Source organism: Acetivibrio sp., assembly GCF_035371925.1.
Taxonomy (GTDB): Bacteria; Bacillota; Clostridia; order Acetivibrionales; family Acetivibrionaceae; genus Hungateiclostridium.
The window spans coordinates 1-21,165 of sequence record NZ_DAORXT010000013.1 but is presented as its reverse complement, the minus strand read 5'-3'; the positions used below and the strand labels follow the sequence as shown (position 1 = coordinate 21,165).

Annotated in this window: 14 protein-coding genes; 5 read left to right on the top strand and 9 right to left on the bottom strand. The window is 37.9% G+C overall.

All coding sequences use genetic code 11. The features are described 5' to 3' along the window. Positions 1 to 30 precede the first annotated feature (30 nt). From PLH43_RS03340 to PLH43_RS03320, 5 genes are all read left to right on the top strand, one after another. On the top strand, positions 31 to 1,227 hold the full coding sequence (locus PLH43_RS03340; protein ID WP_324360083.1) for an acetylornithine transaminase: 1,197 nt from the start codon (positions 31 to 33) through the stop codon (positions 1,225 to 1,227). Positions 1,228 to 1,322: 95 nt separating this feature from the next. Then, a complete protein-coding gene (carA, locus tag PLH43_RS03335) occupies positions 1,323 to 2,387 on the top strand; it encodes a glutamine-hydrolyzing carbamoyl-phosphate synthase small subunit (protein WP_324360081.1) in 1,065 nt (354 codons plus the stop codon). 31 nt (positions 2,388 to 2,418) lie between these two features. Continuing rightward, entirely contained in the window at positions 2,419 to 5,622 is a 3,204-nt protein-coding gene (gene carB / locus PLH43_RS03330; RefSeq protein ID WP_324360079.1) for a carbamoyl-phosphate synthase large subunit, read from the top strand. Positions 5,623 to 5,654: 32 nt separating this feature from the next. Then, complete coding sequence (argF, locus tag PLH43_RS03325) at positions 5,655 to 6,578, top strand: ornithine carbamoyltransferase (protein ID WP_324360077.1); 924 nt, start codon at positions 5,655 to 5,657, stop codon at positions 6,576 to 6,578. Between the two features lie 12 nt (positions 6,579 to 6,590). Then, positions 6,591 to 7,067 carry a GNAT family N-acetyltransferase gene (locus PLH43_RS03320; RefSeq protein WP_324360075.1) on the top strand — a complete coding sequence of 159 codons (477 nt, stop codon included), beginning with the start codon at positions 6,591 to 6,593 and terminating at the stop codon, positions 7,065 to 7,067. Between the two features lie 410 nt (positions 7,068 to 7,477). On the opposite strand, the gene PLH43_RS03315 is transcribed toward PLH43_RS03320, so the two are convergent. The 9 genes from PLH43_RS03315 to PLH43_RS03275 all read right to left on the bottom strand — a co-directional run. Beyond that, entirely contained in the window at positions 7,478 to 7,978 is a 501-nt protein-coding gene (locus tag PLH43_RS03315; RefSeq protein ID WP_324360073.1) for a BspA family leucine-rich repeat surface protein, read from the bottom strand. Positions 7,979 to 8,335: 357 nt separating this feature from the next. After that, a complete protein-coding gene (locus PLH43_RS03310) occupies positions 8,336 to 9,268 on the bottom strand; it encodes a dockerin type I repeat-containing protein (RefSeq protein ID WP_324360071.1) in 933 nt (310 codons plus the stop codon). Positions 9,269 to 9,762: 494 nt separating this feature from the next. After that, positions 9,763 to 10,152, bottom strand: coding sequence for a hypothetical protein (locus PLH43_RS03305; RefSeq protein WP_324360069.1), 390 nt, complete (start codon positions 10,150 to 10,152; stop codon positions 9,763 to 9,765). 214 nt (positions 10,153 to 10,366) lie between these two features. After that, on the bottom strand, positions 10,367 to 11,233 hold the full coding sequence (locus PLH43_RS03300) for a metallophosphoesterase (protein ID WP_324360067.1): 867 nt from the start codon (positions 11,231 to 11,233) through the stop codon (positions 10,367 to 10,369). 150 nt (positions 11,234 to 11,383) lie between these two features. Then, positions 11,384 to 12,670 (bottom strand): hypothetical protein, encoded by a 1,287-nt coding sequence (locus PLH43_RS03295; protein ID WP_324360065.1) that lies wholly within the window; start codon positions 12,668 to 12,670, stop codon positions 11,384 to 11,386. 26 nt (positions 12,671 to 12,696) lie between these two features. Further along, positions 12,697 to 13,620 carry a ribbon-helix-helix protein, CopG family gene (locus PLH43_RS03290; protein WP_324360063.1) on the bottom strand — a complete coding sequence of 308 codons (924 nt, stop codon included), beginning with the start codon at positions 13,618 to 13,620 and terminating at the stop codon, positions 12,697 to 12,699. Between the two features lie 760 nt (positions 13,621 to 14,380). Continuing rightward, positions 14,381 to 15,247 (bottom strand): M15 family metallopeptidase, encoded by an 867-nt coding sequence (locus tag PLH43_RS03285; protein WP_324360061.1) that lies wholly within the window; start codon positions 15,245 to 15,247, stop codon positions 14,381 to 14,383. A 266-nt stretch (positions 15,248 to 15,513) separates the two neighbouring features. Further along, positions 15,514 to 19,389: a carbohydrate-binding protein gene (locus tag PLH43_RS03280; protein WP_324360059.1), complete on the bottom strand. Its 3,876-nt coding sequence runs from the start codon at positions 19,387 to 19,389 to the stop codon at positions 15,514 to 15,516. Positions 19,390 to 19,735: 346 nt separating this feature from the next. Next, a partial coding sequence (locus PLH43_RS03275; RefSeq protein ID WP_324360057.1) for a copper amine oxidase N-terminal domain-containing protein occupies positions 19,736 to 21,165 on the bottom strand: 1,430 nt, incomplete at its 5' end.

The window sequence follows — 21,165 nt, the reverse complement described above, 5'->3', positions numbered from 1 at the left end:
AAGTATTATTTTCGACGGGGAGGGTTATCTATGAAATTAGGAGAAATTATCGATTTGGACAAAAAATACTTCATGAATACATTCGGAAATAGAACCCCTGTATGTTTTTCCCACGGAAAAGGAATCAACCTCTGGGACATAGACGGAAACAAGTACTATGACTTTCTTGGCGGTATAGCAGTAAGTGCATTGGGACATTCACACCCAAAACTTGTGGATGCCATAAAGCAACAGGCTGAAAAGCTCATACACTGTTCCAATCTCTATTACATAGAGTCCCAGGCAAAGCTTGCAGAAAAACTTGTAAGCATCTCTTGTGCCGACAGGGTATTTTTTGCAAACAGTGGTGCAGAAGCAAACGAAGGGGCAATAAAACTTGCACGCATCTATTTTAAAAAGAAAGGCATGCCGGAAAAATTCGAAATCATAACTTTGGAAAAGTCTTTCCACGGAAGAACCCTTGCCACCATCGCCGCGACAGGCCAGGATAAATACCAAAAACCCTACTCCCCTCTCACTCCAAGCTTTTTGAAAGTGCCAATAAATGATCTTGACGCTCTCGAGAAAGCAATAAACGGTTCAACCTGTGCTGTAATGATTGAGCCTATACAGGGTGAAAGCGGAGTAAATCTTACCTCTCTGGAGTATTTAAAAGGCGTACGCAAGCTTTGTGATGAAAAAGGCATACTCCTTATCTTCGATGAGGTTCAGTGCGGCCTGGGCCGTACCGGAAAGCTCTTTGCATATGAGCATTTTGGTGTGGAGCCTGACATATTCACGCTTGCCAAAGCTTTAGGAGGCGGATTCCCAATAGGTGCGCTCTGTGCCAAGGAGCACGTGGCAAGTGCTTTTGAACCCGGAGACCACGGCTCAACCTTTGGAGGCAATCCTCTCGCATGTACGGCGGCACTGGCGGTTTTAGATGTCCTGATAAACGACGGACTCGTGGAAAACTCGGCAAAAATGGGAGACTACTTTATGAAGAGGCTCTCGGAGCTTGCCAAAAAGTACAGCATTATTCAAGATGTAAGAGGCAAAGGTCTCATGATAGGTATTCAGCTTTCGATAGATGCAGCAGTGGAAATTAAAAACAAATGCTTCGAAAAGGGCTATTTGGTTGGAAGCGTAGGCAAGAATATCATAAGGATGCTGCCTCCACTTATTATTACACAGCAAGATATTGACGGCATGATAGAGACATTGGAGAGTATATTTAAAGAATATTAAATTTAACTAGAAAAAGAAAATTAAAAAGATTATTTAAAAAATAATTAAAAAGAACTTTAATAATATTTAATAATATTAGTTAAGGAGTCTGAGAAATGAAATCAGTTTTAGTTTTGGAAGATGGAACTTATTTTACGGGAGAAGCCTTTGGAAAGGCTGGAGAAGTAGTTGGAGAAATTGTTTTTAACACATGCATGACAGGTTATCAGGAAATATTGACCAACCCGTCTTACAGCGGTCAAATAGTTGCTATGACCTACCCATTGATTGGAAACTACGGTTTCAATCGGTATGACAACGAGTCCGACAGAACTCATGTTCAAGGATTTATTGTTAAAGAGCTTTCTGATACGCCCACCAACTGGCGTTGTGAAATTACTCCCGACGAATATTTCGTTGCCAATGGAATTGTGGGCATTAAAGGCATTGACACAAGAACCCTCACCAAACACATCAGAAGCAAAGGCAGTATGTACGGTATAATTTCCACTGAGTCCGGAAATATAGACTTGCTCCTTGAAAAACTTGCAAAAAAGAAAATGGAGAAAAAGAATGCTGTAATGGAGGTTTCCACAAAGTCCCCCATTCACAAGCCCGGCAGAGGAAAACGTGTGGCGGTAATTGACTTTGGGGTAAAGCAGAGCATTATAAAAGCATTGGAGAAAATGAACTGCGATATATACATTCTTCCCGCTTCATCCCCTGCAAATGAAATTATGAGCTATAATCCCGACGGTATTCTTTTATCCAACGGACCTGGTGACCCCTCCGAGCTTCCGTTTGTCAAGTCTACCGTACAGGAGCTCATAGGTAAAAAACCGATACTCGGAATAGGATTGGGACATCAGCTTTTGGGATTGGCTCTTGGAGGTAAAGTTATAAAGCTCCCATTCGGCCACCATGGAGCAAACCAGCCTGTCAGAGATTTTATCAAAGGAAGATGTTATGTAACTTCTCAATGCCACAATTATGCTCTGGAAAATGACTTTAGCGACGATATACTTGTTACCCATATAAATATTAATGACAATACAGTAGAAGGCTTTAAGCACAAACATTATCCTGTTGTAGGAGTTCAATACCACCCCAAAGCTGTTTTGGGACAGGATGATTCTTCTTACATATTTGACGACTTTATTAAAATGATGGACAACTTATAGTTTATTTGAGTCTTTATGCGTGGAGGTAATTATGCCAAAAATAGATAAAATAAAAAAGGTCCTTGTTATCGGTTCGGGACCTATAGTTATCGGTCAGGCTGCAGAGTTTGACTATTCAGGAACGCAAGCATGTAAAGCTCTAAGAGAAGAAGGCATTGAAGTCGTTCTTGTAAACAGCAACCCTGCGACAATAATGACCGATACACAATCAGCAGACAAAGTATATATAGAACCCATTACCCTCGATTTCGTAAAGAAAATAATCAGAAGAGAAAAGCCTGATGGAATCTTGGCCTCTTTGGGAGGCCAGACAGGCCTTAACATGGCGGTAGAACTAGCGGAAGACGGAATTTTGGAGGAAATGGGAATTGAGCTTCTGGGTACGTCTTTAGAGTCAATTAAAAAGGCCGAAGATAGGGAACTTTTCAAGGAAACCATGCAGGAAATAGGTGAAAAAGTCCCCTTAAGCACAATTGCAACCGATCTTGACAGCGCTATTAAATTTGCCGAAGAAGTAGGCTTTCCTATCATCATTCGCCCTGCTTATACATTGGGTGGCTCTGGCGGCGGTATTGCCAACAATATGGAGGAATTCAAATATATTTGCGGTAAAGGATTGAAGCTTAGCCTCATACATCAGGTTCTTTTGGAGCAAAGTGTTGCAGGCTGGAAGGAAATTGAATATGAGGTTATAAGGGATGGCGCCGACAACAGCATTATCATATGCAATATGGAAAATTTCGACCCTGTAGGGGTTCACACCGGTGACAGCATTGTTGTTGCCCCCTGCCAGACCCTGTCGGATGTTGAAGCTCAGATGCTAAGAGCTGCTTCATTGAAGATTATTCGTGCCCTTAACATAAAAGGCGGCTGCAATATTCAGTATGCTTTAAATCCAAATAGCTTCGAATATGTAGTAATTGAAGTAAACCCAAGGGTAAGCCGTTCCAGCGCCCTTGCATCCAAGGCAACGGGATACCCTATCGCACGTGTTGCAGCCAAAATTGCAATCGGTCTTAACCTTGATGAAATCAAAAACTCCGTTACTCAGAATACTTATGCATGTTTTGAACCTTCAATCGACTATGTGGTTACAAAAGTACCCCGTTGGCCCTTTGACAAATTCTCAAATGCCGACAGGTCATTAGGTACCCAGATGAAGGCAACCGGTGAAGTAATGGCCATAGGCAGGACCTTTGAAGAGTCACTGCTCAAAGCCATAGATTCTCTGGATATTAAAATGAACTATCAGCTTGGTCTCAGTCTTTTTGACAACAAGTCGGTGGAAGAGCTTCTCGACTTTATAAAGACACCAAGTGACGAAAGAATTTTTGCTATCAGCAAGGCACTCCAAAAAGGAGTAACTTCAGAAGAAATCAGTAATATAACAAAAATAGATATATTCTTTGTTAAGAAGCTTGAAAAAATCGTCAAGATGGCAGAAGAAATTAAAAATGCCGGAATTGCATGGCTTGATTACGACCTCTACTCCAGAGCTAAAAAGACCGGTTTTGGGGACTCGTATATCGCAAATCTCATAAATGTGCCTCTTGACACGGTTTTAGAGCTTAGAAACAAATACCCTATTCGCCCCGTATATAAAATTGTTGATACTTGCGCCGGTGAATTTGAAGCTGTAACCCCATACTATTATTCAACTTACGAAGAAACGGACGATGTAATTGTATCCGATAAAAAGAAGGTTATAGTTATAGGTTCGGGACCTATAAGGATAGGCCAAGGTATCGAGTTTGACTACTGCAGTGTGCATTCGGTAAGGACTTTAAAGGAATTGGGAGTCGAGTCAATTATAATAAACAACAACCCGGAAACGGTAAGTACCGATTTTGACACATCGGATAAATTATATTTTGAACCTCTCACAAAGGAATGTGTGCTTGATATAATTGAAAAGGAAAAGCCTCTTGGTGTAATTGTTCAATTTGGAGGCCAGACTTCAATAAATCTTGCGGGAACGCTGGCAAAGGAAGGAATAAATATTCTCGGCACATCGGTTGAAAGCATTGATATTGCCGAAGACAGGGATAGGTTCCTAAATCTCTTGGAGCAACTGGGAATACCGTTACCCGAAGGAGACACAGCCTTCTCCTATGACGAGGCAAAGGCAATAGCTCAAAGAATAGGCTATCCTGTTCTCGTAAGACCTTCGTATGTTCTTGGCGGAAGAGCAATGGAAGTGGTGTATAATGATGAGACCTTGAAAGAATATATGCAGCTTGCCGTCGGGCTCTCAACTAAACACCCTATTCTGATAGACAAATATGTAGAAGGTAAGGAAGTCGAAGTGGATGGTATTTGTGACGGCGAGGATGTTTTGATTCCCGGCATTATGGAACATATTGAAAGAGCCGGTGTTCACTCTGGAGACAGTATTTCAATATATCCTCCCCAGACGCTTGACGAGGAGACAAAGAATACCATTGTAGACTATACCATAAGGCTGGCAAAGGCATTAAAAATTGTAGGTCTGTTTAACATTCAGTTTGTTATAGACCGTAATAATAAAGTATACGTTATCGAGGTTAATCCCCGAGCAAGCCGTACGGTTCCTGTAATGAGCAAGGTAACCGGTATCCCCATGGTTGATGTTGCCACAAAGTTTATCATGGGATATAAAATGAAAGACTTAGGATACACTCCCGGACTTTACAAAGAGTCTGAATTTGTAGCTGTAAAAGCTCCTGTATTCTCTTTTGCAAAACTCACCACTGTAGACACTTTCCTTGGACCGGAAATGAAGTCCACCGGTGAGGTAATGGGAGTTTCAAAGGATTATCATATAGCACTGTACAAAGCACTTGTTGCATCCGGACTTAAAATTCCGTCCGGCGGAAGCGTACTTCTTTCGGTAGCCGACAGAGATAAAACTGAATGCATTGAGATTGCTCAGGCCCTTTCGGACTTAGGCTTTAACCTGGTTGCTTCTGAGGGCACATACACCAATCTCTCTGGTGTCGGCATAGAAGTGGATATGGTATCGGATGATGAAATGATTGAAATGATAAAGAAAGATAAAATATCGCTGGTAATTAATACCCCAACCCGAGGTAAAATACCTGAAAGACTTGGTTTTATACTAAGAAGAACAGCTATTGAGTATAATATTCCATGTATTACTTCTCTGGATACTGCAAAATCAATGATATCAATACTGGAACATATGACATCCGGAGAGGAAACTGAAATATATTCGCTGGATGAATATTCAAATTAAACGCAGTAAAAAAACAAACGGGAGGTGTTTTTATGGAACATTTGATCAGTCTTCACGATTTATCACTTGAGGATTTTGAATCAATTTTCAAACTGGCAGAAAAACTCAAAAGGCAGCAAAAGGAAGGTATACCGCACCACCTGCTCAAAGGCAAAACTCTTGGTATGATTTTTACAAAGTCATCCACAAGGACTCGCGTATCTTTTGAAGTAGGTATGTACCAGCTTGGAGGTTATCCTCTGTTCTTAAGCTCAAATGACATACAGCTAGGACGCGGCGAAACTATTTACGATACTGCACAGGTTCTTTCAAGATATGTAGACGGAATAATGATCCGTACCTTTGCCCACAGTGATGTGGAGGACCTTGCCCGATACGGCAATGTGCCTGTTATAAACGGTCTTACCGACTTAATGCACCCATGCCAGATTCTTGCGGACCTTTTCACTGTTTATGAGCACAAGGGAACTTTAAAAGGACTCAAGCTTGCATATATTGGAGACGGAAACAACATTGCAAACTCACTCCTTCACGGTTGCGCAAAGGTAGGTATGGACATAGCGGTTGCATCACCAAAGGGCTATGAATGTGACAGTCAAATAGTATCGGAAGCTCAGGAAGATGCCAAAGTCTCCGGTTCAAATATTTTATTGACTGAAGACCCGGAAGAGGCAATTAAAGATGCCGATGTTGTTTACACCGATACCTGGGTAAGTATGGGACAGGAAAGTGAAAAGGAAGAAAGAATCAAGATATTTATGCCTTATCAGGTAAACAGCACACTATTCTCAAAAGCTAATGAGGATGCAATATTCCTGCATTGTTTACCTGCCTACAGGGGTTATGAAGTAACCGAGGATGTAATAGACGGGTCCCAATCCGTTATTTTTGACGAGGCTGAAAACAGGCTGCATGTCCAGAAGGCAATAATGGCATTGCTTATGGGGAATAGGTAATCGGTGATTATTATGAATTACTCATTTGTTATCAGGAAAGCCACTCTGGAAGATGCAAAGGCCATCCAAAGCATCACTAAGGAAGCGTTTGAAAAGTATATGCAGGACACAGGGCTTACCGGTACCATGGAAGCCTTAGAAGAGTCATTGGAAGATATAAAAAGGGACATTGAAACTAAAGATGTATTTATCGCAATTATTGATGATATTCCGGTGGGAACAATCAGGGTTCAAATCCTGCCGGATAATACCGCTTACATAAGCAGATTCGGTGTGCGCCTTCAGTATCACAACGTTGGTATCGGCAAGGCCATGATGAATCTCGTTGACAAGCTGCTAATATCAAAGGGCATTAAGAGGGTGAGTCTTCATACTGCATCAAAGTATGCGGAGCTTATGCGGTTTTATTACGGAAGAGGTTTTTATGTAGATTCCACCTCTAATGAAAGGGGCTATATACGAGCCCTGTTGGTTAAAGATTATGAGTAATTTTGTTTTGCGAAGTAGTTATTGAAGACATTGACTAAATCCTTTTTAAATTTTATAAAGTTGTTGCCGCTTAAACAGGTTCAAGAATGAAGGTTTAGGAGGTAAGGATATTTTATTTGATAAATCCTTTGTAATCTACTTATCACGTTGCTTGCAAAGGATTTTTTCTTATCCCTTTTTTTGAAGTATCTTTAAATGATGTATAAATAAACTAAATACAATAAAACGAATTATGTATGGTTGGTGTAACTTCGAAACATTAAGAATCAATATTCTCCGCGTTGAAAATATGTGATTACTCAGCTAACTCTGGAAAGAACCAAAATCGATTGAATACTATCTAGATTAGCATAAAAAAGTATAAACAGCCATAATGCTGCCCATACTTTTTTACCTATTCTCCTTAATTGTTATCTCCAGACGGTTGGAATATCTCTATAGTTTGACAAGTTCACACATTTATAAAAGCATGAGAAGTATTCTATGACATTTGTACGCAGCCACAAAGCAGGTGCCAATCCTGTCAAGTTTTCGCATCGGTAAAAACATCTGGAAAAGTCTGTGACATTAGCATTGCTATCAAACAATCCTTTCGGAATTTCTATTAAGTTCGTACACTCACTAAAGGACTCCTTAAAATTAGTTGCATTAATATTATTGGCAAATAGCTTCACAGGAATCTCTCTTAGGCTGGTACAGCCTGCAAAACAACCGCTAAAGTCAGTTACATCAATATTATTCTCGAATATTCTCTCTGGTATTTTTGTTAAGCTGCTGCAATTTCTAAAACACTGGCTAAAGTTAGTTACATTAATATTATTTGCAAATAGTCCTCCTGGTATTTTGGTTAAGCTGGCACATTTTTCAAAACACCTTTCAAAGCTAGTTACATTAATGTTATTTGCAAACAATCCTTCAGGTATTTCTGTTAAGCTGCTGCATTCACCAAAACAGCCAGAAAAGTTTGTGACATTAATGTTATTTGCAAATAATCCTTCAGGTATTTCTGTTAGGCTGCTACATTCAATAAAACACCCTCCAAAATTAGTTACATTAATATTATTTGCGAACAGTCCTTCAGGTATTTCTTTTAAACTGCTGCATCTAACAAAACACCCTCCAAAGTTTGTTACATTAATATTATTTGCAAACAGTCCTTCAGGTATTTCTGTTAAGTTGCTGCAATCTCTAAAGCAAAGAGCAAAGGATGTTGCATTAATATTATTCGCAAAATAGTCCTTCTGGTATTTCTGTTAAGCTACTACATCCTAGAAAACCCCCCCAAAGTCTGTGGCATTAACATTATTTGCAAACAATCTTTCGGGTATTTTGGTTAAACTCTCGCGCCCATCAAAACAACCAAAAAAGACAGTCGCATTAATATTATCTTTAAACAGTCTTTCCGGTATTTCTTTTAAACTCTTACAATTAAAAAAGCACTGTAGAAACTCTTTTGCCTTAATATTACCTTTAAACAATCCTTCAGGAATTTCTATTAAGTTATAGCACTCACTAAAAGTCCAATAGAAGGTTGTAGCATTAACATTATTTGAAAATAGTCCTTCCGGAACTTTCATCAAGTTATTACAGCCACTGAACCAATTACTAAAGTTTGATACTCCCATGTCCGGGAAAGGTGTAAGAACTTCAATTACATTTTTATCATTACTAAATCGAATGTGGGGCACATAATTAAAAGAAAGCACCTTTATCGTATATATACCTGGATTTTCATACTTATGCTTTCCTGTTGAATAATCCGTTATTTCGCTTATTGTGCCATCGCCCCAGTCAACAAGAACATTGCAATTTGAGTATGAGTAATCAAGTGGAAATTTGTACGTTTCACCATCCGTAAATATTTTAATCCTGAACGCAAATTCTTCTTCATCCGTTTCTGTAGGAGTTGGTGTTACCTCCACTGTTGGAGTCGGCTCTACTGTAGGTTGCATGTCCTCAACTGGAAACTTGATTATTTCATTAAGTAAGTACTTTTTCAACAGCATATAGTCTGTCGAGGTTACTTTACCATCGCCATTCAAATCAACCGCAGTAATATCATCAACATTTCGTTGTTTGAGCAGCACTCTCTTCATTATCGTTAAATCGGTTGAGTTAATTGAACCATCTGCATTTAAGTCACCGTATAATGTTGCTGCATTGGTAGACGTCATGCCAATAAAAAAAGTTGCTGCAATCATTGCAGCAGTAATATTAATCCTCTTTTCCTCATTTGCATTTTCTCCCCTTTCTATTTTACTTTGAGCTTATCACTCAAACTTTGACTAATAATAAGCAAACATCCCAAAGAATCAATCGTATATTATTATAATAAAACTTTTCCTCAAAGTATACAGGCTCTAGTTTTTTGTAAACAAAAATACGACTGTTGCTATTATTTCGTTTTGAAATTAATTAGTCTTGAATGTGTGAATCGATATATCACAAACATTTGCAAATTGAGTTTTTTGGAACAAAGTTGATGTGACTTTATAGGTAAACATAAAAAAGGTATCGACAGAAATAGTCCTGCCCATACCTTCTTAGTTATTATCTTAATTGCTACTTCCAATTATTTGGAATGTCATTATTATTGTAATTCTCTAACGTCATTTCAATAGAGATTAATCTGTTAAGTTTATCACTCAAACCTATTAATTCCTATCGAACTGCCCTCCGGAATATTCCGGATATATCATTTTGCAAATTTGCGATTTTGTAATACCTGTAATATAAGCACGGCAATATGCAAAGCCATTACACAAACACCAATAATGCTCCCGGAGTTAAACAGTAGCCATGATAACAACTGAGATATAATACATATAATCAGAAAAATTTGCACTGCACTTCCCACATTCACTTTCTTCATCCCTGCCAAGAGCAATAAAAGAATAATAATTGAAAAAAATGCAGTAATAATCGGAAACCAATTCCCGTATCCCCATGGCATCATACTAAAATACGAGAAATAACTCGTCACCCGTTCTGTCGGACCGGGTGCAAATGTCATAGAAACTCCAAACGGCAACGCCATTAAAATTATTGTAATGAGCATACAACATACAGATGCAATTTTCTTCATTATTGCCTGTCTCCTTTACCATTCTCAGCGCTTGGCTATCTCCTTCTCCAAACGCAATTTTTCTATCTTTATAGAACAGCTGTTTTCCGAATCATCTTTTGCATGCTTAATTTAGCTTGATGTTTCTACCTCAAGAATCTCTTATAATAATTATATTATATTCCTAAATATTTGCAAGTTACCTTCATTTATATCTTGAGATTACATAATACGACTAATTCGAAAGCGTAATCACCGATATTTCCGGAGGATTGAATACCCTAATCCCAAAATTACCGTTGCCCAATCCTCTGTTTACAATTAATATCTTGCCATTTACTTGGTACTCGCCTGCAACAAATTTTGGGAAAAACTCTCTTTCGGGAGAAAGCAATCCGCCTGCAAAAGGTATCCTTATCATACCCCCATGAATATGCCCGGACAGGGTCAAATCTGCACCCCAATTAGAATAGGTGTCTGCATAGATTGGATTATGAGTCAGTAAAATGTTATATGAACCGGTATCCAAATCACCTAAAATGGTCCGAATTTGCTCTTCGCCAAAAAACACGTCCTTTGCATATTCATTTCTCAAATCTCTATAATATCTAAGATTAAACCATAATCCATATAAATTAATACTTTCAGCGACTCTTGAAATTGCTACTTTTTCATTATCCAGCACCCTAATTCCTATCTCATTAAGCTTATCAATTAATATTGCTTTCTTATGTTCATCTAAATCTTGCTCATGATTGCCAACAATATAATATACATCAAAGCTTCTGCTTATCTGCTCTGCAAAATTAATAAAAACTTCAAAATCGTTATCTTTTGCATTAACCATATCCCCCGTCATAACAATAATATCAGGATTTTCGCTTGTAATTTTCTTTACAAGTCTGTTATTTTTATTTCCGAAGCTCTTACTGTGTAAATCGGATAGTTGCAATATTTTAAATCCTTTAAATGATGGTGGAATTTTATCGGATGTTATTATATATTGAGATACTTCAATAAAGTTATTATCAAAATATATCCTTAGCGCAGCAATTATAACCAGCAAAAACACAACAATTAAAATATTTTTCCTTTTCATCATTTTTTATATCCTCTCAAATGTCTTTCATTTGCTTTATTAAATTTATTATATCAAAGGATCTTGTAATGTTTGTACAAAAAGTCTCCTTCTTGAACATTATTTCTGAATCCTTACCAAGAAGGAGACTTTTTGTCTTTTAAACACAGAACTTTAAACATTCTTTTTTTGCAAATGGTAGTCATAGGTTTCTTTTATTAGCCTCACTGCCTCGTCCACCTGCAAATTATCATCAACAATTATTTCTACCCATTCATCCCCACTATAGTTGTGATTAGGAAGTTCTTTGATTTGAAGAACTGAAGATGACAACCTGAGCCCATCAGTTCTTATATGTATTCTGATTTTCTGCTCTTTTATCAACAAAGTAATTAAACAAAAATTCACTTTATTTTTAAAACGATAATCCGGCGTATTTGTAGCAAAATGCTCCGGGCAAAACTGTCCGCATTTCTTTATAAGCGTAAGTAACAACAGTTTTTTAGCTTCGTTTAGCTGTAAATATTTTGCTTGGAATTTTTCTGCTTCAAAATGTCTTGGATTATTAGCTTGGAATTCATTTGAACTCTCAACAAAAGTGCGTGTATTGTTTGGAGTAATATTAGGTCTGGAACTATTGATATTTATATTATTAACATATTTTGTTTCGGGAGCTTTTCTATAATATCTGCATATAGACTTCAGCTCGCATATATTACATTTAGGATTGTTTTCCGTACAAATACCGTCAACCGTGCCTAATAAATCGGATTGCCCTACTTGTCCATACTTTACGAAAATAATATCAATATACCTGATAGGAATATTTAATTGCTTCGACATTTCTCTGCCAACAGCAATCGATGCATCCAAATCACTTTCATCTTCTATCAAACCAATACGATAAAAAATTCTTCTTATGACCTTGTCCGGTTTTAGCGTAAAGAATCCCAACTCGGTTAAGAAATGCCACCCTGCCGTCTCGCCTATTCCAACAAATTTGCTTTTTATGTCGATATATAATTTTCTTAATTGATCGTTGGAACATAATGTGTCTCTAATATTAAATGCTTCCGCCAAATAGCTGCTAAATGTCCCATACTTCTTTAGCAAAGAGTAAAAGACTTTGCTATTATAAACACACCATCTTATTTGTTTCGGAAATCCCGTACGATAAATAATATCTTCTATTTGCGCAAAATCCAGATGCGACAGTTTCCCCACACCATATAAGTTTTCTTTCAGCAAAGGCAGCTTCTTTTCTATCATGGATGCTTTCTTTCCCATGTTGAAAAACAATACATAAGTAAGCATCCAAAATATTTCATCATCGGACAACTTTTTATAGTCAAAATTTTTAAACCTGTTAAGACGTCGGTAAAACTCTTCTGTTGCGATATCAGGGCTCTTCATTTTTATCAATCCGTCCATTATTCCTTTAACAATTTTATCGTAGCTCATGTTTAACCTCCTTTGGTATCAAGTATTTACAGAAAGTCAAACAAATCCACAGATTGCTTCACAACCAACGGTTTTGCTTTTACAATTTCATCTTTGCAAAGAGTTAACTGGCCTCCTACTATTTTTAAAGCATTTACCGCCAGGAAAAAAGTAGTTGACTCTTCTAGATAACACAATATTTGGGCCAAATCTATGCTACTCTCTTTCCCTTTTAACAAAAACATTCCTAGTCCTAGCACTATTTCTTCAGCAAAGCCAAGTTCCCAATCCTGCATCAAATAAACAGGTCCCTTTAATGCTTTTTCCTTTTCGTCAAACCAAAACTTTTCGCCAAACCTTTCGTAGTACTCGTCCTGAAATGCCGATATCAGGTAAAACAATGCAATAACTTTTCTTTTTTTGTCATCCATCAATGGCGTGCAATCCTTATTTGGCTCATATAAACCTGCACTCTTAATCAGTTTGCCAAACTCCAACTTGTGTTGATCGTTTATAAAAACCTCTCTTGTTTTTTCTTGGATAGCTTCAACAATTATATCGTTCATTTTTTTATTTTCTTCTTTGGCTTTTTCCTCAATCTTCTCTATTAGTTCTTCCTCTAGATATACGGATATTTGTCTTTTGGCTTTACTTAATGACTGATATTTATTCAAAATGTTGATTATTAGTTCATCTGTAACTTCATCTTCTGTATAAATCTTTTTATCATATTGGTTTAAAATTATTATTCTTAAGTGTTTTTCATATATCCATATCGTGGCAATATTCTTCTGACTTTTTTCATGTAATGAGAATGTGATGGATCCATCTTTCCGTGCCTTAACAGCAAATTCTACTTTTGCCTCAATAACCTTTTGAATAATTAATTTCAGCAATTTTCTCACAATTTCAGAATAGCTTTTGTAATATATGCTGTCTAAAAAATCCTGAGGTTTGTAGATGTTATTCAACAAAATCACTCCCCTACGCTTTGCATCGAATTAATTCATTATGCAACTTTATTTTTGCGACTTTTAAAAGTTTGCAAATGCAAATTATCTTTTTCATTTTGTTTGCCGGTTAAATACTCTTTTTCTGTTATTGGTTCAACAAGCTTCACACAACCGGTGTTTTTCTTCGAGCGAGGCATTTGAAATGCCGAGAAGTAACAAGACACAATATCGTAATCTTTAAAATACCTTGTCACTTCTACACTTCTACACTTCTACACTTCTACACTTCTACGACAACCAAGATGACCGCAAACGATGATAACACGATAAAACTTCTCGTTCCTCATAATTATCATTCACCCCTTGGTTTTTATTACACTTTTATTATAGCATATTTTTCTAATAGAAATCAATATTTTAAATTATAAATTTATATTATTTATATTAAATTATTATTTTTAACGTAAAATTCATATTTTAAATTTGCTAGTTGTTCTACAACAAAACAATCTATCTTTCTGTTGAGTCAAATCTATGAAATAAGTATTCATGCCAATAAAATAAAAAAAGCTAAACAGTATGAGAATTAAAATATCGCTCATACCATTCAGCTTGTGATTATTTTTAATTATTATATCCAACTAATTGCAATATCTTAATAGTAGGATAGTTTAGTGCAATTCAGTACAATTGCAAAAGCAATTGTAAGAATTTAACTCTATGCAACACCTAAAGCATTTTTCAAAACCGGTTACATTAATACTATTTACAAAATCTACTATTGACTTTTCAGATACTCAATATACTCTTCCAAACAAAATCCCTTTTCTTTTATAACTTCTGCATGCTCTTTCCCGACGTATCTGAAATGCCAAGGTTCATACATCACCTTTGTTATCAATTGCTTGCCTTCAGGATACCTCAAAATAAACCCGTATTTATAGGCATTTTCCATAAGCCATTTGAAAGCTTTCGTATTCTCAAACTCAAGATTTGCATAATTGAAATCCACAGCCAAACCAATCTCGTGCTCGCTTGTCCTGGGTTTGGAAACGGAAGTAGCAGCCAACTTCTCAGCTTCTTCTCTTGATTTTCCGGAATCCATATACTGCTTGACCTTATCATTATACAATTTTTCCTGGGCACTTCTGTCTCTATATCCAGACTGAACCCATATGACGCCCCCGGTTTCACGCCTGCAATCCTCAATAAGCTTTTTAAGGTCATCTATAGCCCTTGAATCAAAGTTCCGGTACTCGTCCAAGCTTGTGAGTTCAAAGGTATAATCATCGGGTACCGGATTGTCGACATTTACCAAAATTAGCCGCCAGTCATCGATAATTTTTGATTTTTCGTCATCTTTCTCTTCTTGGCTGTTATCCACCGTTTTTTTACCCATGTCGTTGACATTAGCGTTGTCAGCACCCGTATTGCCGGCATCGGCTCTGTCGGTCTCTGCGGCATCAAGTAAATTCACTGCGTCTGCAGCATAAGAATTAACAGGCTTATTATTATCTTTGCTTTTACCCTTGTTATTAAAAAAGGAGACACTGCATGCGACAATTAACACAAGCAAGACCAATGTCCTGATTCGGGCATACATCAACCTTTTCTTTTTTTTTGAAAAAATTTTTCTTTTGTACATTTTTCCCACCCTTAAAACACCTTACGAAAATATATTAAACAATCACACAAACATCTAATGTTCTTATAATATAGAATTCTACCACTTATTTGTCGCTTTGGGAAGAAAAGTTTCACTTATCTTATAAATTTTTTTGCCATAGATAAATCTTTTTCGATTCTTTTTGCAAGCCTTTTAAAAATAATATCACACCATTTAGAAAAGCCCCTGTGCATACCCTTCAAATCAAGTATGCACAAGGGCTTTCAAATATCTTTTACAGCAGTTTATTTAACTTTATAAACCGCCTCATCCGAGAAAGCCAGTCTGTGGCGGGAAATAGGGTCGATAACCTCTATCTTTCCGACGACTTCATAGCTTGCACCGTCAAGGTTCTTTAAGGATATATTCAGCCTTATTTTTTCACTCGGCTTAGTAATTATCGTATCCTCTATAATAACCTTCAGGTACAGAACACCCTTGTTATCTATCAAATACTTGTAATTATAACCTTCCAACGGCGGTGTGTTTCCGTCGGTTAGAAGCTGAATATTGTTTACAACGGTTTCAGGATCTATGAAGCTTCCGTCTTTTTTGATTTTTATGTTAAGCTCATAGTCCTCAGTCCTAAGGTCACTATCCGGTTCTTCCGGTGCATTGATCGTCACATTAAAGGAAGCTTCGCCTCCATTATTCTGGCGTCCCGAGAATACCGGTTTCTCTACCCTTATATTGTTCAGTCTGTATAGTGTTTCTGCCATGTCACGGGTATACTTCACACCCGACTCACTTGCTTTTATTGTAAAGTCATAGCAACGAAGATTCGATTTTTTGATGTTGAATTTGAACGTTACCACTTCCGTCTGATTGGGTTCAAGTTCTATTTTCTTCGGATATCCGTTTTCATCTACAGCCTTAATCCACAAATGAGTCTGTTTGTAATTTTTAAAGTCGCTCGTAGGTACCAGATTCCAAAGTTTTGAATCATATATGTAAGTAACATCATAAACCTGTTTCTTCGCTCCGTTGTTTGTAAATGTAGCTTCTACAGAGAACTCACTGCCTCCATCCCACTGGTTGACAGTTGTCTCATCAAAACTTACATCTATCTTTGACATCCAACCTAAAAGATTGTAGCAGAATTTATAGTCTTCAACGGCTTTTCCGCCGCCACGGTCAACAAACTTTGATATACCACATCCGATATCGTTTGTGCTTATTACGATTCTTCCGTCAGGCGCATCCTCGTTATCTATATTTCTTACCGCCATGTTGGGCAGTATTTCACCGGTATCCGTATTCTCAATATTGAGAATTACAATATCATCGGGCAGCAATTCGTCAAGATACCTGTTGTCATCGTTGAGCCATTCTTCACCGTCGCCCAGCATAGATATTTCGCTGTTTTTATTGTATATGCCCGGTGCAAATACACGGGATGTCTTTTCAGGATTAATTCTATAAATATTGTCAAACAGCGCGTGCATTTTCCCATCTTCGTCCAAAACCGGAATCTGAGGATACTTGCGGTTGTGCCCCGGATGCAGCGATATAAACTTGACTTCTTCCGTAAATCCGTCTCCGGACTCAATTTCAAGTCCTTTACAGTTCTCCCACCACAGTTGGCCCCCTGCTTTCAGGAAAGCCTTAACCTTGTCCTGGACATCCTTTGTATATGTTATTTCACCGTGGGATGTCTGGAAGAGAAGGTCATAGTCTCTTGCAATCATTTCCGGTGTCAGATTCGGATCATCCAAGTCAACCTCCCAATATTTGAAGAACTTAGACTTGTTTATATTTTCGGTATAACCCACTGTACCAAGATAGGTTATATCTGCTTCAAGATCGGTTTGGGCCTGAGCCACGCTCTTTAAGTCCTTGAAATATGCACAGAAATCGCTGTAGCTGCTGTTGTCGATTCCCGGTATCTTGGATGAGTTAAGGTGCATTATATTCTTGTATTCACTCTTGTCAAAGGCAGGCGGATGGGGATTTACCAACTCCCAGTCCATAGGCTTGTTTATGTTCCTGTTCAAAAGTTCCATCAAAGTAAAGTCCGGATTGGAGTCATTTACCGCTATGTTATTTATCGAATCCCATGCCGGTGCCGGCAAAATAAGAATTCCCACATTTATATTTCTCTTTCTGGCTGTTATTCTCGGTACGGACAGTTTTTCTCCTTGTTTTGGCTTTACAAAATTGTTTTCATCAAGATTTAAAGCATTGTATATAAAGGCTGCAGCTTCTCCTCTTGTTACCGGGTTTTTCGGGTTTAGATTTCCAAACTGGTCACCCTTCATTAATCCCTTTTCCAAAGCCAACTCCACAAAATACCTGAAGGAATCGGTAATCTTGTCTGCATCCTTATTCTTATACTTGTTCAGCATTGCTGAAGGCTCAAGATACGGATCTAGTACAAACACCCTGCCGTCTTCATTATAGTCAAGGCGCCTTGCCCCTATAATTGCCATGGCAAATTCCTCACGTCTTACCTTTTTGCTCTCCTCATACTCTTTTGCACTGTAAGGAACACGGGTGTTAACATCATATCTTAGCATTTTTTCTCTAAAGAAATAGTTGTAATAAGCGCTCATATAAGGATAAGCCCAATAATTCGGAGGTACATCCGACAAGTTTCTGTATTTCTCAGGACTAAATTGCTTGTCGTTTTCCGCAATGGACACTTTCATAACATTAAACATTATATATGCCACATGTTCTCCAATTATATGGTCCTGCGGCTTAAACATATCATTTCCTTTACCGAATATAACTCCCTGGCTTGCAAGTTCCATTACAGGGATATAAAACCAATCTTTGATTTTTACATCGGAAAAAGCTTTGGAATATGTTATCTTGTTGATTTCCAAGCCTGCCAACGATACAATGCCCTGTCTGGACTTGCACTCGATGCTAAGCTTTCCGTCATCCAAAACCTTTGTGATGTAGGGTCCTTTTTTCTCCCAATCGAGTCCCGATTCCTCTGTATCAATAGTATCCACCAGAGTACCGTTTATATAAAGGTCGAATATTTGACGATTTTTCTCACGAAACTCTACCGGATGAATATATACTTCGTACACGTTGTTTTTATCAAGAGAAGCCTCAAGGTTTACATTGTATCCGCTTACACTTGTTTTAACAAGATTTTGAAGGTTTCCGTCGGATACTCCTTTAGATTCTGCTATTGGTTCAAATACAAACCAATCAACCTTGGATATTAGAGTGCCGTTTTTATCATCAGTCAAATACAATTCATGAATTCCTTCAACATATTCGACAATACGTCCTTCAACTTCTCCCGAGCCGTTTTTGCCGTCAACTGTTGCTATAACATCTCCTGTAGGGCTGTCAAGCCTTACACTTATTGTTCCGCTCACCCCGCTTGAAAAATGTGCTTTAAACTTCGCAGGAATACTTTCCTCCCCAAAATCAATGAACTTGTATAAATAGGCTCCTTCAGCTGCGCCGTCACGGCTTTTTGTCATTATCGGCTCGTACGGGCTCTTTGTAAACCTGAACCAGTTGACATTAAAAAGGCCGTCCCTTTCACCGGCAAAGCCCATATATAAAGTATGTACACCCTCAATATTTTTATTAAGTTCACAGTATACATCTTCATACTTTTCCCATCCGCCGGTGTTTTCTACAAGGCACCGTCCAACCACTTCTCCCGAGATTGAATCAACCCGAAGCTCAATATATCCTCCTTCGGTGTCACTCGAAACCCTTGCTATAAAACCTTTTGCTCCCTTCGGAAAATAGACATTATAATAAGCTGTATAGTCTCCATTGGCGATATATGCCAGATTCTTTGTGCCCCCCACATCCGGACAGTCTTCAATTTCAAGTCCATGGTTCTCATCGCACTTTTCCGCCTGAATGATTGAAAAGGCATTAACTGTTCCGCTGGGATTTACAGAATCGGAAGGCCCCTTGACATCCACCTTGAGGTTGCCATAGGCCGACTGTTTTTTGAAATTGGTTCCGCCATAGGTGACATCTTCATTTCCTCCAAGATTCACCGCCATAACCGGCGTTGAAGCTCTGGTACAGTATGGTTTCACAGTCTCAGCTGCAAAAGCTGTCACTGCAAAGTTGCTGACGATGAAACCCAAGACCAGCAACAAAGCAATTAATTTTTGCGGTTTTCCCCTTTTCATTTTTTTCTTTCTCCCCCTTTGTAATTGATTTGAAATGGATGATTGTTTAAAAAGCAGCTTCCTTGCAATTAACTAAATTAATCACTGCCTTTAATTTTACCAAACAATCTCAGATTTTTAAAGCTTTATATCTATGCGCACATTGAATTTCCCACTCTTAAAGGCTGAAAGCGTCTTGAGATAGAAGATTGCTGCTTCATCGTAAGATAACTTGTGCAAAAAATTAGTTCGGCGATTTTCTTTATTTTCATGTATTTATGAAAATAAAGAAAGGATAACGCCTTAAAAAACAGTTATCCTTTCTTCTCGTTTCAAAAGCCCATGGGACTTTATTTATTTTACATTATCAATAAAAGATATATACAATCTGGGCGTTTCCGTCCCATTCAACCGTTGCATCCATATTCTCGGACACAAATCTCACCGGAACCATTGTACGCCCTTCAATAACCATTGCAGGTGTATCGAGCATTATCAGCTCACCGTTAACGTAAGCTTCCTGCGAGCCCAGTGTAAGCAGAATTTCAGTATCCCCTTTTACAATGAGAACCTGTTTTGTTTCGGCATCGTAGGATACGTCAGCTCCCCTCTCCTCAGATATGGTTCTTATTGGAACCAGTACCCTTCCATTGATGTTTTGAGGCTCTACATCCGGGAAAGATACCACCCTTCCGTTCATAACCACATTAATTCCGTCCGACAAAACCGGAACTTCATATGACGAATCTTCCTCTTTTCCGATACCCGGAATAAAACCAATACCTGAATACTTTTCCAATACAACGTTGAAAATATCAAATGAATTTTCTTCGGTTACTTCCGGAATCTCTACAGATACTTCTTTGTTTATATTGTAAATGGAATCTTCGAAATCCATTGTTAAATAAAGCTCACCGTTTAAATCTTCTTCATCAATGTTTTTGCCTAATAATGCTGCCAAGTCTGACATTTTTATCGCAATGTCTACAGATGATTTTCCTCCTGCAAGGAAACCGTCTTTGTTTATATAGTATTTTGTTGTAATGCCATTATCACCAAATATTTTGATGTCTTTTATTGCATCAAATACTTGTGTCACAGTGTCTCTATATGTAGCAAGATTCGCTGCAACCTCATCCAAACCTCCGTTTATTACGTCCATCGCTTCTTGCTTTGCATCTTCCGGGAAGTCATATATGTTTATAGTTGCTTCCATATACTTTTTAGCGAACTCTATTGTTTCTTCCTGCAATATGACATCATTTATTAAGGCATGCAACAGTTTTTTAACCGAATCATCGCTTAGCTTCAATTCGTATTCTGTCACATTTTCACCTTTGTCGGTAACAGTATAACCCTTTTTGGTTACCACCACCATACCAGGTTCAAAGTCTTTTGCAGTTGATTTGATAAAGTCCAACAGCATCTCCTGCAGCTCTACACTGCCTTCCGCTATTCTCTTAAAGTCAAGGGTTATATCCATGTCTTCTTGATTTAAGAGAGCACCGTAATCAATAGTAATATACTTCTTTTTTCCTATATCTGCAAACGTTAAAATAGGTTGGATAATCGCAGGCGGAAGTTCAACAATCTGTACTATGCGAGGCTCTTCACCGGTTAAATCCATGTCCGTCCAGCACCCATATTTAACGCTCAGACCTTGCATATCCAAGTTGCCGTCCATAGCAATTTTAGCTATTGCCCTGTCATCACTGGATGAATACTTTTGGTTCATATCAAGAGTAAACCCGTCAAGGTATGAAGATATAAAATCCAACACTTTTTGAGTCTCCTCAG